Origin of the sequence: Alistipes sp. i18-0019-D1 (genome assembly GCF_042852885.1) — a bacterium.
GTDB lineage: Bacteria > Bacteroidota > Bacteroidia > Bacteroidales > Rikenellaceae > Alistipes.
This window is the reverse complement of sequence record NZ_AP031424.1, coordinates 197820-213596: the sequence shown is the minus strand read 5'-3', so window position 1 is coordinate 213596 and position 15777 is coordinate 197820. Positions and strand designations below refer to the sequence as shown.

The 15777-nt window shown below is 62.2% G+C and carries 13 protein-coding genes; 9 read left to right on the top strand and 4 right to left on the bottom strand.

Annotation, left to right across the window (positions count from 1 at the left end):
* Nucleotides 1-90 precede the first annotated feature (90 nt).
* From bglX to ACGHP5_RS00805, 7 genes are all read left to right on the top strand, one after another.
* Nucleotides 91-2307: a beta-glucosidase BglX gene (gene bglX, locus ACGHP5_RS00835; RefSeq protein WP_390567853.1), complete on the top strand. Its 2217-nt coding sequence runs from the start codon at nucleotides 91-93 to the stop codon at nucleotides 2305-2307.
* 209 nt (nucleotides 2308-2516) lie between these two features.
* Complete coding sequence (locus ACGHP5_RS00830) at nucleotides 2517-3935, top strand: hypothetical protein (protein ID WP_390567852.1); 1419 nt, start codon at nucleotides 2517-2519, stop codon at nucleotides 3933-3935.
* A gap of 4 nt (nucleotides 3936-3939) precedes the next feature.
* Nucleotides 3940-4644, top strand: coding sequence for a 16S rRNA (cytidine(1402)-2'-O)-methyltransferase (rsmI, locus tag ACGHP5_RS00825; RefSeq protein ID WP_290531635.1), 705 nt, complete (start codon nucleotides 3940-3942; stop codon nucleotides 4642-4644).
* Nucleotides 4645-4664: 20 nt separating this feature from the next.
* Nucleotides 4665-6050, top strand: a complete 1386-nt coding sequence (locus ACGHP5_RS00820; protein WP_290531634.1) for a TIGR00341 family protein — start codon at nucleotides 4665-4667, stop codon at nucleotides 6048-6050.
* A 14-nt stretch (nucleotides 6051-6064) separates the two neighbouring features.
* Nucleotides 6065-6985 (top strand): lysophospholipid acyltransferase family protein, encoded by a 921-nt coding sequence (locus ACGHP5_RS00815; protein WP_337756086.1) that lies wholly within the window; start codon nucleotides 6065-6067, stop codon nucleotides 6983-6985.
* Nucleotides 6972-7988, top strand: coding sequence for a glycosyltransferase family 2 protein (locus ACGHP5_RS00810; RefSeq protein ID WP_337772104.1), 1017 nt, complete (start codon nucleotides 6972-6974; stop codon nucleotides 7986-7988). Before ACGHP5_RS00815 ends, ACGHP5_RS00810 begins: the two co-directional genes overlap by 14 nt.
* A gap of 80 nt (nucleotides 7989-8068) precedes the next feature.
* Nucleotides 8069-8911 carry a hypothetical protein gene (locus ACGHP5_RS00805; RefSeq protein ID WP_390567851.1) on the top strand — a complete coding sequence of 281 codons (843 nt, stop codon included), beginning with the start codon at nucleotides 8069-8071 and terminating at the stop codon, nucleotides 8909-8911.
* Here ACGHP5_RS00805 and ACGHP5_RS00800 read toward each other — a convergent pair whose 3' ends face one another.
* The 3 genes from ACGHP5_RS00800 to ACGHP5_RS00790 form a co-directional block, all read right to left on the bottom strand.
* Nucleotides 8912-10132, bottom strand: coding sequence for a HAMP domain-containing sensor histidine kinase (locus tag ACGHP5_RS00800; protein ID WP_337772100.1), 1221 nt, complete (start codon nucleotides 10130-10132; stop codon nucleotides 8912-8914). It lies immediately after the preceding gene.
* 123 nt (nucleotides 10133-10255) lie between these two features.
* Complete coding sequence (locus ACGHP5_RS00795) at nucleotides 10256-11932, bottom strand: glutamine--tRNA ligase/YqeY domain fusion protein (RefSeq protein WP_290531629.1); 1677 nt, start codon at nucleotides 11930-11932, stop codon at nucleotides 10256-10258.
* Nucleotide 11933: 1 nt separating this feature from the next.
* Nucleotides 11934-13049 carry a hypothetical protein gene (locus tag ACGHP5_RS00790; RefSeq protein ID WP_390567850.1) on the bottom strand — a complete coding sequence of 372 codons (1116 nt, stop codon included), beginning with the start codon at nucleotides 13047-13049 and terminating at the stop codon, nucleotides 11934-11936.
* 90 nt (nucleotides 13050-13139) lie between these two features.
* Between ACGHP5_RS00790 and ACGHP5_RS00785 the strand changes: the two genes are divergently transcribed.
* Together ACGHP5_RS00785 and panB are read left to right on the top strand one after the other, a co-directional pair.
* Nucleotides 13140-13676: a TrmH family RNA methyltransferase gene (locus ACGHP5_RS00785; RefSeq protein ID WP_290531627.1), complete on the top strand. Its 537-nt coding sequence runs from the start codon at nucleotides 13140-13142 to the stop codon at nucleotides 13674-13676.
* A 34-nt stretch (nucleotides 13677-13710) separates the two neighbouring features.
* Nucleotides 13711-14526, top strand: coding sequence for a 3-methyl-2-oxobutanoate hydroxymethyltransferase (gene panB, locus ACGHP5_RS00780; RefSeq protein ID WP_290531626.1), 816 nt, complete (start codon nucleotides 13711-13713; stop codon nucleotides 14524-14526).
* A 49-nt stretch (nucleotides 14527-14575) separates the two neighbouring features.
* Here panB and ACGHP5_RS00775 read toward each other — a convergent pair whose 3' ends face one another.
* Complete coding sequence (locus tag ACGHP5_RS00775; protein ID WP_337757687.1) at nucleotides 14576-15742, bottom strand: TlpA disulfide reductase family protein; 1167 nt, start codon at nucleotides 15740-15742, stop codon at nucleotides 14576-14578.
* Nucleotides 15743-15777: the final 35 nt, after the last annotated feature.

The following is a 15777-nucleotide window of genomic DNA, read 5'->3' as shown; positions in this document are numbered from 1 at the left end:
GGCTTCGGGCGGAACCGGTTTTTTCCGCTCCGGAGCCTTTTTTCGCGATATTTTCGCTATCTTCGGCACGTCTTTCCAAATTTTTTACCGATGAGAACAACCCTTCTTACCATGCTGGCGGCCCTGCTGCTGTTTCCGGCCGCAGCACAACCCGTCACCCCCGAGGACCGGCGGCGCGCCGCGGAACTGGTCGGGCGCATGACGCTCGATGAAAAGATCGGGCAGCTGGTCCAGCAGCGCGGAGGCGGTGCCGTCACGGGACCCGACAAGACGGAACTTTCCGTCGAACGGCTGGTCCGCGAAGGGCGGTGCGGCAGCGTGTTCAACATCAAGTCCTTCGAGGAGACCGAACGGTTGCAGCGGATCGCCGTCGAGGAGAGCCGGCTGGGCATCCCGCTCCTGATCGGTGCCGACGTGATCCACGGCTTTCGGACGATTTTCCCGATCAACCTCGCCGTCGCCGCCTCGTGGGACCCTGCCGCCGCCGAGTCGCTGGCCCGCGTTTCGGCCCGCGAAGCCTCGGCCATGGGCATCCATTGGACCTTTTCGCCGATGTGCGACGTTTCGCGCGACCCCCGCTGGGGCCGTGTTTCCGAGGGTGCGGGTGAAGATCCCTACCTGGGCGCGCGTGTCGCCGAAGCGATGGTGCGGGGCTATCAGGGCGACTTGTCCGACCCCTCGTCGGTTCTTGCCTGCGTGAAGCATTTCGCCGCCTACGGCGCTCCGCAGGCCGGGCGCGAATACCATGCGGTCGATATGTCCGAGCGGGTTTTCCGCGACAGCTACCTGCCGCCTTACCGGGCGGCGCTCGATGCCGGGGCCGCGACGGTGATGACCTCGTTCAACGACCTCGACGGCGTTCCGGCCACGGCCAACCGCTGGCTGCTGCGCGACCTGCTGCGCGATGAACTGGGCTTCGGGGGCTTCGTGGTGACCGACTACGGCACGATCGGCGAACTGAAAGCTCACGGTGTCGCGGCCGACGACCGGCAGGCCGCCGAACTGGCTCTGCGCGCCGGGGTCAATATGGACATGATGAGCGCCGCCTACCTGTTCTATGCCGCCGAACTGGTGCGGGAGGGACGCATTCCGGAGTCGCTGATCGACAGCCTTTGCTGCGAGGTGCTGGCCGTGAAGTTCCGCCTGGGGCTGTTCGACGACCCTTTCCGCTGCCAGGTGAAGGAGCGCGAGAGGTGCTATTACGCTCCGGAACATCTCGACGCCGCGCGCCGTGTGGCCCGCAGTTCGATGGTGCTGCTGGAGAACCGCGGCGGTGTGCTGCCCCTGAAAGAGGGAAGCCGGATCGCGCTGGTGGGGCCTTTCGCCGATTCGCGGTGGGACCTGATCGGCTCGTGGGTCCATTTCGCCGAGGCCGACCGGACCTCGACCTTTCTCGACGGACTGCGGGCGCGTTTCGGGGCCGACCGTGTGACCTATGCCCGCGGATGCGACCCGCACAAGGCCCTCGAAGGCGGTATTTCGGAGGCGGTGGCCGCGGCCGCGAAGTCGGACGTGGTGCTGGTCGCGCTCGGATTGAAGGCGGGGGAGAGCGGCGAGGCGGCGAGTCTTGCGTCGCTTGCGCTGCCCGACGCGCAGCGTGACCTGCTGGAAAGCTTGAAGCAAACCCGAAAACCGATTGTCATACTGCTTGTTACCGGTCGCCCGATGGAGCTTGCCCGCGAGGCGGAACTCGCCGACGCGGTGCTGCTGACCTGGTATCCGGGCACGATGGCGGGCGAGGCGCTGGCCGATGTCGTGTCGGGCGACTACAACCCCTCGGGACGCCTGTCGATGACCTTTCCCCGCACGGTGGGGCAGGTTCCGATCCATTATGACATGAAGAGTACGGGACGTCCGGCCGACGGGTCGGGCAAGCCCAACAAATACACTTCACGCTATCTCGACGTCCCCAATTCGCCGCAGTATTGCTTCGGCTACGGGTTGAGCTACACGACGTTCGGCTATTCGGACCTGCGGGTGCTGACGCCCCAAGCCGCCGTCGGCGGCGAGGTTCGCGTGTCGGTCCGCGTGACCAACACGGGCGGCCGCGACGGCGAGGAGGTCGTGCAGCTCTACGTGCGCGACTTGCTGTCCGGTGTGACGCGCCCGGTTCGGGAACTCAAAGGTTTCCGGAAGGTGATGCTTCGTGCCGGGGAGAGCCGCGAGGTGACCTTCACGCTGACGCCCGACGACCTTTCGTTCTGGCGTCTCGACAAAAAATGGGGCCAGGAGCCGGGCGACTACCATGTCTGGGCAGGGCACGACTCCGACTGCACGCTCGGCGGCAGTTTCCGGATCACCGAATGATTCGTTTCCCGGCGCGGCGGCTCGACGCCGTGGGCGGGAGGCGCCGAAAAGGGAGCAGCGGTTTCGGCCGCCGCTCCCTTTTCCGTGTCCGGCGGGACGGTCCGGATGTCCCGGAAAATCCCCTTCGGAGATGTTTCGGACAAAAGGTTCCGGGGAATGGCTGGGCTTTCACAAATTTTTTCTACCTTTGGAGGTCAAAACAGTACGCAATGATGGATTTGAAAACGATACGTACCGAACTGCGCAAGCTGACCGCGATTGTCGACGGCTGGGAGCCTTCCGGGGAGATTCCGGCCCTCGAACGCGATCTGGCGCTGCAAAAACTGCGGACACTCTACGATGCGGTGCGCTTTCCGGGGATGGAGTCCGTTCCGGAATCCCCGGCTGCGGAGGCGGAATCCGCAACGGTTCCCGTAGCTATCGACCTCGGAGCGGTGCTTTCGCTCGACCCGGCGGACGAAACCGGATTCGAACCCGATTCCGATGCTGTTTCCGCCCCCGCGTTCGAAGCGGAGGCGGAGCCCGCGGAGCCGTTTTCCGAACCCGATACGACGGTCGGATCCGATTCTGCCGGGGTGTTTGCCGGCACGGAAGCCGATGAGGAGAGGCCTGAAATGCCGGAAGCCGCGATATCGGATTCCGAACCGGAATTTGAGGGGGAATCCGTGCTTGCACCGGCACCGGAAGTTGAACCCGAAGCCGCATTTGCCGCCGAAGCATCCGAACCGGCCGCCGAATCCGGTCCGGTCGCAGAACCCGAATCCGCTGCAGCGCCCGAACCGTCTGCGGAGCCGGTCGCTGCACCCGAACCTGCCGCTGTGGCTGAATCGGCCGCTGCGGCTGAACCTGCTCCGGCGCCCGTCTCGGCGCCCGCTCCGGCGGAGAAACCCCAGTACATTGCACCCACGCTGTTCGGGCTGGAGGAGGAGACGGTCCGCCACCGCCACAAACAGCGCGTCATCATGTCGCTCTACGATACGCCCGCGCCCGCCGAAAAGCCTGCAAGGCCCGAAGCGGCGGAAAGACCGGCGGAGCGTCCCGCGCCCGTAGCGACACCCGAACCTGCTGCGACGTTTGAACCTGCTGTCCGTCCCGAACCCGTCGCGACACCCGAACCTGCTGTCCGTCCCGGTTTTGCCGAACCGGCGGAACCGGCGGTTGCACCTGCGTCCGCAAGTTCCGGGTGGCAGTCCGGGACGTCCGGGCCGCAGTCCGCGGCGGAACCCGTTCCCGTTTCGGAAATGCCTGCCGCCGCAGAGCCGGAGGAGGCCCAATCCGGAACGAAGGAGGCTGCGGCGCCTGCCGGGGCCGTGCTGGGCGAGGTGATCAACCACGACGTGCAGACGCTGGCCGACACGATCGCCCCGCGGCGCGGCATGGCTTCGGAACTGCGCCTCGGCGAGCCGGTCACCGACCTCCGCCGGGCCATCGGCATCAACGACAAGTTCCTGCTGATCCGCGATCTGTTCGGCGGTGACGGCGAAGCCTATGAAGAGGCGATCGGGAAGCTCAACGCCTTCGACGATTTCGACGAGTGCATGATCCACATCGCCGAGAACTACGCCTGGAATCCCAATTCGGACGGCGCGAAATTCATGATGGAACTGCTCGAACGCAAATTCGCCTGACGCGATGGCCAAACTCTATATCGTACCTACGCCGATCGGGAATCTGGACGACATCACGCTGCGCGCGGTGAACGTCCTGCGCGAGGTGGATTTCATCCTCGCCGAGGACACGCGCACGACGTCGTTCCTGCTGAAGCACCTCGGCATCGAGCAGAAACTCCGCTCGCACCACAAGTTCAACGAGCACGCCACGGTCGAGATGGTCGCCGGGGCGATCGCCGCGGGACGCAATGCCGCCCTGGTGTCGGACGCCGGGACCCCCGGCATTTCGGACCCCGGGTTCCTGTTGGTGCGTACGTGCGTCGAGGCGGGGATCGAGGTCGAGACGCTGCCCGGCGCCACGGCGCTGATCCCGGCGCTGGTGCAGAGCGGGTTCCCGTGCGACCGTTTCTGCTTCGAGGGTTTCCTGCCCCAGAAGAAGGGGCGCATGAAGCAGTTGCAGGCGCTTGCCGGCGAGGAGCACACGATGATTTTCTACGAATCGCCCTACCGCGTGGTCCGGTGTCTGGAGCAGTTCGCCGAGGTTTTCGGCGAAGACCGCAGGGTTTCGGTCTCGCGCGAGATCACCAAGAAGTTCGAGCAGACCGTGCGCGGAACCGTCGCCGAGGTGCTCGGACACTTCCGCACGACCGAACCCAAGGGCGAGTTCGTGATCGTCGTGGCCGGAAAACCCAAAAACCGCCGCGTCCGGGAGGACGGGGAGGAGTAAACTCAAATCGAAACACATTGATGGAAGAGAACCGTACAGACGATACACAAAAGGTAAAACGTTCGTTTTCGGCGTGGCTCGGGGAGTTGCGCGAATTCATGAAGGGCCGTTTCAGCCTCGACGAGGACAAGGCGCAGCGCGACGAGGTCGTGGCCGCCATTTCGAAGGGCGTGGAGTTCCGCGGCGTCAATCTCTGGGTGCTGATCTTCGCCACGATGATCGCCTCGCTGGGCCTGAACGTCAATTCGGCCGCAGTGATCATCGGCGCGATGCTCATTTCGCCGATCATGGGTCCGATCATGGGTGTCGGCCTCGCGCTGGGCATCAACGATTTCGAACTGCTCAAGAAGTCGCTGCGCAACCTGGCGCTGATGTTCATCGTCGCCATCATCACCTCGACGGTCTATTTCTTCATTTCGCCGCTCTCGTCGAACAGCAGCGAGCTGCTGGCGCGCACCGTGCCTACGACCTACGACGTGCTGATCGCCCTGTTCGGCGGCCTTGCGGGCATCGTGGCGCAGACGCGGCAGGACCGCACGTCGACCGTCATTCCCGGCGTGGCCATCGCCACGGCCCTCATCCCGCCCCTCTGTACGGCGGGCTTCGGACTGGCCACGGGGCAGTTCCGCTTTTTCATCGGCGCCTTCTACCTCTTCTTCATCAACTCGGTGTTCATCGCGCTGGCGACCTACGCCATGGTGCGTTTCCTGCAATATGAAAAGAAGGTCTTCATCGACAAGACCCGCGAACGCACGGTCAAGCGGCTGATGATGGTCATTACGCTGGTGACCTTCATCCCGAGCGTCGTCATCGGTTTCCACATGGTCCGCGTCTCGGTGTTCGAGGCCGTGGCCGACAAATACGTGTCGCAGGTCTTCAACTTTCCGCATACCCGCGTGATCGAATGCAACAAACACTACGCGCAGGGCAAGAACCCCTCGCAGATCGAGTTGCTGCTCGTGGGCGAGCCGCTGGGCGAGGAGGTGATCGAGAATGCCCGTACGCAGATGCGCAACTTCGGGCTGGAGAAGGCCGAACTGGTCGTCCGGCAGGCCAACACGGAGGACAAGGTCGACGTGGCTTCGCTCCAGAAAAGCTATCAGGAGCTGCTGGAGGAGAAGAACCGCCGGATCGGCGAGATGTCCTCGCAGCTGAAACGCTACCGGGTGACCAACGTCGAGGTGAACGACATCTCGCGCGAAGTGGGCGCCATGATGGACAATATCGGGGCCATTTCGCTCACCAAGGGCATCACCTTCGATGTCGAGGGCACGCCCGGCGATACGACGCTCGTGTGCGTGGTGACGCCCCGGGATTCCGCGCTTCCGGTCGACCGCGAGACGCTGACCCGCTGGCTGAAGATCCGCACCAAGGTCGAGAACGTCAAACTTTTCGTGGAACCCTAATCCGGGCGGCAGGCATGAAACGAACCGATCTGACCATTTTGCAGCGTTTCTGGCTGGAGGCCCTCTGGCTGGGCGCGCGCGCGTTCGCCGTGATGCCTTATTGGTTCAAGTACTACGTCGTCGAGAACCTGCTTTTCGGCCTGCTCTACTACTGCCTGCGCTACCGCATGAAGGTCGTGAAGACCAACCTGCGGAACTCGTTCCCCGGGAAGAGCGAACGCGAACTGGCCCTTATCCGGCGGCGGTTCTACCGTACGCTGTCCGAAATCTTCGTCGACACGATCAACATGGCCTACATGAACGAGGAGAAGGGCCGGACGGTGCTCACGGTCAAAGACGTGGAGAAACACGTGGAAGCGGTGCACGGCCGCGACTGGATCGCCATGACGGCCCATTTCGGCTGCTGGGAGTACTGCTCCTACTGGGGGCTTTACGAGCGTTCGCAGATGCTGGTCGCCGTCTATCACCCGCTGCGCAGCAAGGTGATGGAGGAGCTTTACCGGCGGTTGCGCAATTACGAAAATTCGATGACCGTCTCGATGAAGGAGAGTCTGCGTTTCTACCTGCGCAACCGCGCCAAGGGCGTCGACGGCAAGAACCTCGTGATGGGGCTTATCGCCGACCAGAACCCCCCGCGGCGGCCCGACAGCCGTTGGTTCCGCTTCCTCAATCAGGATACGATCTTCTTCGACGGCGGCGAGAAACTGGCCCTGCGCTGCAACCTTCCGGTCTACTTCGTGAAGATGAACCGCCTGCGTCGGGGACGCTACGAAATGTCCTTCGAACTGATTTACGACGGCAAAGAGGAGGTCGCCGAATACGAAATCACGCAGCGTTACGTTCGTAAGTTGGAGCGGATGATCTGCGAGTGTCCCGAACTGTGGATGTGGTCGCATCGCCGCTGGAAGCACAAACGAACTCATGCCGGTCGCTAAAATCGTCATACTCAACTGGAACGGCGCGGAACACCTGCGTCGTTTCCTGCCGTCGGTCGTGGCCGCAGCTCCCGCCGGCGTCGAAGTCATCGTCGCCGACAACGGTTCGACGGACGACTCCCTCGCGGTGCTCGCCGCCGGATTTCCGTCGGTCACGGTCCTGCGCATGGACCGCAACTACGGCTTTGCCGGAGGGTATAACCGCGCGCTGGAGCACATCGAGGCTGACTATTACCTGCTGCTGAACTCCGACATCGAGACCCCCGAGGGGTGGCTTGCGCCGATCCTCGACTGTCTGGACCGGAATCCCGACGTGGCGGTCGCCGCGCCGAAGCTGATCTCCTATGCCGACCGTACGGAGTTCGAGTATGCCGGGGCCGCGGGCGGTTTCATCGACTATCTGGGCTATCCCTTCTGCCGGGGGCGCATCCTGCGCCGCGTGGAGAAGGACCGGGGCCAGTACGACGACGGGCGCGACGTTTTCTGGGTGAGCGGCGCGGCTTTCTGCTGCCGGGCCGACGTGTTCCGCGCGCTGGGCGGCTTCGACGGCGATTTCTTCGCCCACATGGAGGAGATCGACCTCTGCTGGCGGATGCAGCTGGCGGGCTACCGGGTGCGGATCGTGCCCCGGAGCAAGGTCTACCACCTGGGCGGCGGCACGCTCCAGACCGATTCTCCGGCCAAGGTTTTCTACAATCACCGGAATAATCTCGCCATGCTTTACAAGTGCGCCTCGCCCGCACAGCGGCTTTTCGTGGCCGCGGCGCGCCCGGTGCTCGACCTGCTCGCTGCGCTGTCCTACCTCGCGCAGGGCCGCCGGGACAACTTCCGCGCCGTGTTCCGCGCCTGGTACGACTTCATCCGCTGGCACGGGGCGCTGGCCTGCAAACGGCGTGAGATTCGCGCGAACCGCAAGGGTTCCGCCGCGGAAAACATCTACCGCGGCTCGGTGGTGCTGCGCTACCTTTTCGGCCGGCGGACCTTCGGCGGCATGATGCGCTGACGCGGAGCCGATGTAGTTGTCGCAGCGGGACTCGTGCGATCTTCGTTTTTTGCGGTTCTTTCTGAAAAATACCCTCGCTTATGATACGTGTAACTCTTCTGCTGTCGACAGTCGCGTGTTTTTTGCAGCCTTTTCGCGCGTCGGCGACAGGGCAGGCTGCCGAGCGGCTGATCGTCGGGTGCGATACGATGTCTTTGTTCGCCTTGCCGCTGGTGAAGGCGGATTCCGCCGTGCTCGTCCGGCTCGAAAAACGGTTGAAGGAGATCGACGCGCCGTGGAGTACGGCCTGCTGGCGTGCCTATATCGGTGTCTGGCGGCTGGATAAGGGGCGGTTGTGGCTCGAACGGGTGGAGACCACGGAGGGCGATCCGGTTTTTACGGGGGCCGAACTGTTTCCGAAATCGGCTGAAGGATCGCGTGTCCGGGCCGACTGGTTCAGCGGTGAAATCCGCTATGGCGCGGGGAAGCCGGTGTATTACCAGCACGACGGATTTAAGCGGAATCTGGAGCGGGAATGGGTTGCTATGCTGTCCAAGGGGCGCGTGAAGAGAGGTACGAAAGCCTATCGGAACCGCCGGTATGAGAGCGGTGTGGAGATGGTGGACAATGTTTCGCGCGTCGCCGCGGCGTTCGACAGCCTTCATGTCGGAAAGTCGCCCGATCTGTTGTCGCTGTATGTGGTCTTTGCGGCCGATTCCACAGGGCGGGTGGTTCGGATCGACCGGGCGCGACTGTTGTCGGAAAAGGGAAGTCCTGTTGTCAGCGATCCGGCTGACCCGCTGTTGCAGGCGGCTCTGCGGGCGTTTCGCTCGGTGTCGCGCTGGGATGCCTGGTGGGTCGGAGGGGCCTGGAAGGAACAGGCGTATTTTATTCCGCTGCGCAGGGGCGGAGCGGTTTGGAAATTGCAGCGGAAACGGCCCTGATTATTGTTCCGGCCCATAGGGGAGCGTGAACCAGAAGGTCGAGCCTTTGCCCGGTTGGGATTCGACGCCGATGCGGCCGCCCATCGTTTCGACGATCGACTTCGAGATCGCCAGTCCGATGCCGATGCCCTGCCTGAACGATCCCGCCTTGACGAAACGTTGGAAGAGCTGCCGCCGGTGTTCTTCGGTGATGCCCGTTCCGGTGTCGGCGACGTAGACGTAGAGTTCCCCGCCGCGGATTTCGAACCCGAAATTGACGGAGCCTTCGGAGGTGAATTTCACGGCGTTGCTCAAAAAATTGGCGATCACCTGAATCAGCCGCTTGCGGTCCGTACGGATGTAGCGGGCGGGATATTTCCTGTGGAAGGTGATCCGCACCGGGCTGCTCTTGGGCTGCTGCATGCGGAAACCGCCTTCCAGCTCCTCCATGACGGCATTGAGTTCCACGTCCGTATATTCGTAGTCGAGGGTTCCGGCTTCGATCTTCGAGAGATCGAGGATGTCGTTCACCAGTTGTAGCAGGATTTCGCTGTTCGAGCGGATGATGCGCATGTATTCCTGCCTCTCCGCAGGTGCGGGGTCGGTCATGAGCAGTTCCGAGAACCCGACGATGGCATTGAGCGGCGTGCGCAGTTCGTGGCTCGTGTTGGCCAGGAAGAGCGATTTCATGCGGTCGGACTCTTCGGCGCGGGTGCGGGCCTCTTCCAGTTCGCGCTGGGTGCGTTTCTGGGCCGTGATGTCGCTCACGGTCAGTACCACCCGGGGCTGTCCTGCAACGGTGAGGAAATTCCCCGACACGCTTACGTCGCAGTCGACGGTCGTCGTGCGGTCGTCGGAGGTGTAGAGCACCATCGGAGCTTCCAGTCCCGAGAACCCTTTCTCCGTACGGAACACCCCGGCGATGGCTGCGCGGACGGGGCAGTCGGCGCACAGTTCGTGCGTGCCGCAGACGCCCGCGTCCTCGCCGTTCTTGCAACGCAGCAGGTTGCCCACCTTGGGCGGCACGGCTTTCGGCGTGGCGCCCGTCGCCGAGTAGTAGTTGGTTCGCAGGACGTTGAAATCGGGATCGACCAGCAGGAGGTAGGCGGCTACGTTACGGAATATGCGGTCGTTGACCCGGTCGCTTACTCTGATGTACCGGCGCTGATGGCAGATGCGGACGGCCAGGAGGACACAAAGCGCCGCCAGCACCCCTATACCTATTACATATAACAACTGCATTCGATTATACCGTTTCCGTTTCCGGACCCAAAGGTAGGCAAAATCCGGTGAAATGGGAGGGTAAATGGCAAAAAAAGACATCCGGAATTTTCCGGATGTCTTTTTTATTGGTGTAAACCCCTTCTATTTGTTGATCTTGGCCCACGAATCCTTGAGCGTCACCGTGCGGTTGAACACCAGGTGACCGGGAGTCGAGTCGGTGTCGGGGCAGAAGTAGCCCACGCGCTCGAACTGCACGGCCTGGCCTACGGGGATGTCGCGCAGCGACGGTTCGAGGTAGCCCGTGACCTTGACCATCGACTCGGGATTGAGGTTGTCCTCCCAGGTCTGCCCTTCGGCCACGTCGTCGGGGTCCTCCTTCGTAAAGAGCGGGTTGAACAGCCGGATTTCGGCCTCGACGGCGTCTTTGGCCGACACCCAGTGGATGACGCCCTTCACGCGGCGGCCGTCGCTCGACGAACCTCCGCCCGACATCGGGTCGTAGGTGCAGCGCAGTTCGGTGATGTTGCCCGCGTCGTCCTTGACGACCTCCTCGCATTTGATGAGGTACGAATAGCGCAGGCGCACCTCGCCGCCGGGGCAGAGGCGGAAGAACTTCTTGGGAGGCTCTTCCATGAAGTCGTCGCGCTCGATCCAGATCACCTTCGAGAAGGGAACCTGACGCGTGCCGGCGGCTTCGTCCTCGGGGTTGTTGATCGCCGTGAACAGCTCGGTCTTGTCGTCCTCGTAGTTCGTGATGACCACCTTCAGCGGATTCAGCACGGCCATACGGCGCTGTGCGACCTTGTTCAGGTCCTCGCGCACGCAGTATTCCAGCTTGCCGAGGTCGATCACGTTGTCGCGCTTGGCGACGCCCACCATCTCGGCGAAGTTGCGCACCGAGGCGGGCGTGTAGCCCTTGCGGCGCAGGGCGCAGATGGTCGGCATGCGGGGGTCGTCCCAGCCCATCACGGCGCCTTCCTGCACGAGCTTGAGCAGCTTGCGCTTCGACATCATCGTGTAGGTGAGGTTCAGGCGCGCGAACTCGTACTGGTGCGACGGGAAGATGTCGAGCGCCTGGATGAACCAGTCGTACAACGGACGGTGCACGTCGAACTCGAGCGTGCAGATCGAGTGGGTGATCCGCTCGATCGAGTCGCTCTGGCCGTGGGCATAGTCGTACATCGGATAGATGCACCATTTGTCGCCCGTGCGGTGGTGCTCGGTGTGGAGGATGCGGTACATGATCGGGTCGCGGAACAGCATGTTCGGGTGGGCCATGTCGATCTTGGCGCGCAGGACCTTGGCCCCGTCGGGAAACTCGCCGTTCTTCATCCGCACGAACAGGTCGAGGTTCTCCTCGACCGAACGGTCGCGCCACGGCGACGGCGTTCCCGGCACGGAAACCGTGCCGCGGTTCTCACGAATCTGCTCCTGCGTCTGGTCGTCGACATAGGCCAGCCCTTTCTTGATCAGTACGACGGCCCATTCGTAGAGCTGGTCGAAATAGTCCGACGCATAGCGCTCCAGCTCCCACTGGAAGCCGAGCCACTGGATGTCGCGCTTGATCGAGTCGACGTACTCCACGTCCTCCTTGACGGGGTTCGTGTCGTCGAAGCGCAGGTTGCACTTGCCGCCGTATTTCTTCGCCAGGCCGAAGTTGATGCAGATGCTCTTGGCGTGACCGATATGCAGGTAGCCGTTCGGTTCGGGCGGGAAACGGGTCTGTACGCGCGTTTCGCCCTTGGCGACGGACTCTTCGATGATTTCTTCGAGGAAGTTCAGCGACTTCTCCCGTGTTTCGTTTGTTTCGCTTGCCATATTATTTTTTATGATTCTTGCTGTTGTAAACGGTTTTGAGCAGTTTCACCCCCACGACCAGCATCTGCTGGGTTCCCAGGGCCGTGCCGTCGTGGTGGGCGGCGAACTCCGCGCGGACCGAGACCGTGTCGTTGAAGAACGACCGGCGGTAGGAGAGCGCCGTGCGGCTGTACACCTTCTGGTCGGTGCGGAAGAAACTTTCGCCCGGATAGAGTTCGCGTCCGTAGGGGATGTGGGTCGTCGTGTCGTCGGTGTTCTCCAGATCGTGTCCGTAGAAGAAGGGGTGGATGTTGTCCCCGACGTAGAGGCGTTCGTCGAGCGACAGCCCCCAGCGGCTGATCCGGAAGGCGAACTCACCCATACAGGGCTTTTCCCACGAATGGCCGAAACTGCGGTCGCGCTGGGCCGTGAGCAAAGCCCCCAGTTTGATGTCGAAATCGAAGAAGGCGTTGAACTTCACGCCGACGCAGGGGTTGAGCAGCTGCAGGTCGACGACGTTTTCGATCGGCGCGCCCTGCTGTCCCGCATAGTGGAACATCGAGTAGTTGAACCCGTAGTAGAACGTATCGAGGTAGTGGCGTCCGGCGAGCAGGATGCGGAACTTTTCGCGCGAGAGGGTGGAATACATGCCCTCCCAGTCGCAGACGAACTCGACGTAGGAATTCCTTTTGCCGTTGTACTGCGCCAGCACGCCGTTCATGCGGTTGTGGAAGAAGCGTTCCGACTCGGAGAAGAATGCCGTCGAATAGTCGTCGTCGTGCATCATGTCGCGCGTGAAGATACCGGCCGCGGCCGTCACCTTGGGCGTCCGGAACTGGTAGTAGAAGACGGGCTTGATCTCCGAAAGATAAGCCGATTCCGCCGATCCGAAGTTTTTGATCATGTCCGCGGCGATGACCAGCGTGTTTTTCTCGTCCCACCGGATGCCGATGCGGGGCGTCAGCCGGGCTGCGAAGTCCGTGCCCGATTCGATGTCCAGTCCCGGCACGGCGAACTCGTTGCTGCCGAATTCCTTGTTGTCGAAATACATTTTGAAATCGGTTCCCAGCAGAATCTCCTGGGCGTGTCCTGCGGCGATGCATCCCGAAAGGGCGAGCACGAGTAAAAGTTTTTTCATAGGTATCAACGGAATATAGCTGACAAAAGTAAGGAAAAGATTTTAATTTTATTTACTTTTGCCCCCGAAATCAACCGTTCCGAATCCATTATGCGCAAAATCACCAACGAAGAGCTGGGCAGGCCTTCTCCCGAGGAGTTCGCCGCGATGGAAAAGATGCCCGTCACGGTGGTGCTGGACAACGTCCGTTCGGCCCAGAATGTCGGAGCCTTTTTCCGCACGGGCGACGCCTTCGCCGTGGAGCGGATCGCCCTCTGCGGCATCACTGCCGTGCCGCCCTCCCGTGACATCCATAAAACGGCGCTGGGAGCCGAGATGACCGTGCCGTGGAGCCATCACGCTTCGACCGTCGGGTGCATCGCGCAGCTGCGCGCCGAAGGGTATGCGGTCTATGCCGTGGAGCAGGTCGAGGGGGCCGTGATGCTCGACGCGTTCCGCGCCGCGCCGGGGGTGAAGTATGCGCTCGTCTTCGGCAACGAGGTCGACGGCGTGGGGCAGGAGGCGGTGGACCTGTGCGACGGGGCCGTCGAAATCCCGCAGGCCGGGACCAAGCATTCGGTCAACGTCTCGGTGTCGGGCGGCGTCGTTTTATGGAGTTTCTTTTGCCAAATCCGTCCGAAGCGTTAACTTTGCCGCGTTGTAAAACCTAAAATCTGAAAAAATGTCAGTAGAAAGCACTGTCAGGGCGGTGACCACTTACCGCCTGACGGAGATGAAACAGCGGGGCGAGAAGATCGCCATGCTTACCTCTTACGACTATTCGATGGCGAAGATCGTCGATGCCGCGGGTATCGACGTAATCCTCGTGGGCGACTCGGCCGCCAACGTGATGGCCGGTTACGAGACCACGGTCCCCATCACCCTCGATATGATGATCTACCATGCCCGCTCGGTCGTGCGTGCCGTGGAGCGGGCGCTTGTCGTCGTCGACCTGCCGTTCGGAACCTATCAGGGCAACTCGAAGGTGGCCCTCGACTCGGCCGTCCGCATCATGAAGGAGACCGAGGCCGACGCCGTGAAGATGGAGGGCGGCGAGGAGATTCTCGAATCGGTTCAGCGCATTCTTTCGGCCGGCATTCCCATCATGGGACACCTCGGCCTGACGCCCCAGTCGATCCACAAGTTCGGGACCTACGCCGTCCGCGCCAAGGAGGAGGCCGAGGCCGAAAAACTGCTGCGCGACGCGCACCTGCTGAGCGATGCGGGGTGTTTCGGCATCGTGCTCGAAAAGATTCCCGCGGCGCTGGCCGCGCGCGTGACCGCCGAGATTCCGACCCCGACGATCGGCATCGGCGCCGGCGGAGGATGCGACGGCCAGGTGCTTGTGATCCACGACATGCTGGGCATCAACAAAGGTTTTTCGCCGCGTTTCCTGCGCCGCTACGCCGACCTGCATTCGGTGATGACCGGGGCTGTGGAACAGTATGTCAAGGATGTGAAGGAGTGCGATTTCCCCAACGAAAAGGAGCAGTATTAAACCTCTCCGTACATGAGGAGGTCCGGCCGCATGGTCGGACCTCTTTCATTTATTTCAGCGCTTCGGCGAGTTTTTCGTAGAAGTCAGGCCCTTCGCCCGCGAATTTCCCGACGATACGACCCTCCGGATCGACGAGCACTTTGGTCGGGTAGCTTTCGACGGCGTATCTCACCGAAACGTCTTCGGCGGACGGCGTACCTTCCGGGTTCCGGACATTGACCCACGGCAGCTGGTGTTCTCCGATCGCCGCGAGCCATTTTTCCGGCGTGTCCCGGCAGTCGATGCCGACGATCTCCAGCCTGTTCTTGTATTTCGCGTAGAGTCTCTTCATTTCCGGAAATCCTTTGATGCACCATCCGCACCAGCTGCCCCAGAAATCGAGCACGACGTATTTTCCGCGCAGCGACGAGAGCCTGAAATCCGTTCCGTCCGGGCGTTTGAGGGTAAAGTCCGGCGCCGGTTCGCCGGGGACGATCCGGGTTTTCGCAAGCAGGACCTGGCGGCGCTTTTCGGCTTTGGAAAGCAGCGGCCCGATCAGCGGGCGGAAGATCGAGTTGCGGGCCGCATCGCCCAGCCGTCCGTAATAGGAGAGTACGCTGTCGACGGGGATCTGCCGCAGGCAATATCCTGCGAGCGGATTGTCCGGGTTGGCGGCGATATAATTCATTTCGCAGGCCCGGCGGCGGTCCGTCACCTGTTGGAACTGCTCGTAGAGCGCCTCCTGTTCCGTGCGGGATTTTCCGGCCATGGCGTTTTGAAGCCGTTCGCCCTCGATCCAGAATGTCCGTAGTTCCCGGTAATGTTCGCTATGGTCTTCGTTGAGGCGTGTTCCCGAAAGCATGCAGTCGAACACCGTCGAGTCGATCCGGCCTTTGAGTTTCACCCGCTCGCCCGGGGCGAGGAACAATTTCATGTCCGAGGTGTAGGTGGAGTAACGTTTTCCCCGGGAAGATTCCATGAGCTGAACGGGTGTGATGACCAGCAGCGTCGGTTGTTCGACGGAAATATCGTAGGCCAGGCGTCCGTTCTCGGCGACGACCGTGTCGTAGGTGATCCGTTCGTCGGAATCGTCCTCAAGGTCGGGAATGTCCGCGATGGCGCAGGAGGCGATTTGGAGCGTGTCGTTCGTCAGTCCGGCGATCCGGCCCGAGACGGAGTGGCGGGGCGCGCAGCCCGTGAGGGCGGTGGTCAGCAGGAATAGCAGCGGTCTTTTCATTTCGGAGTCGATGGGGTGGTTCGGAAACCGAAGAT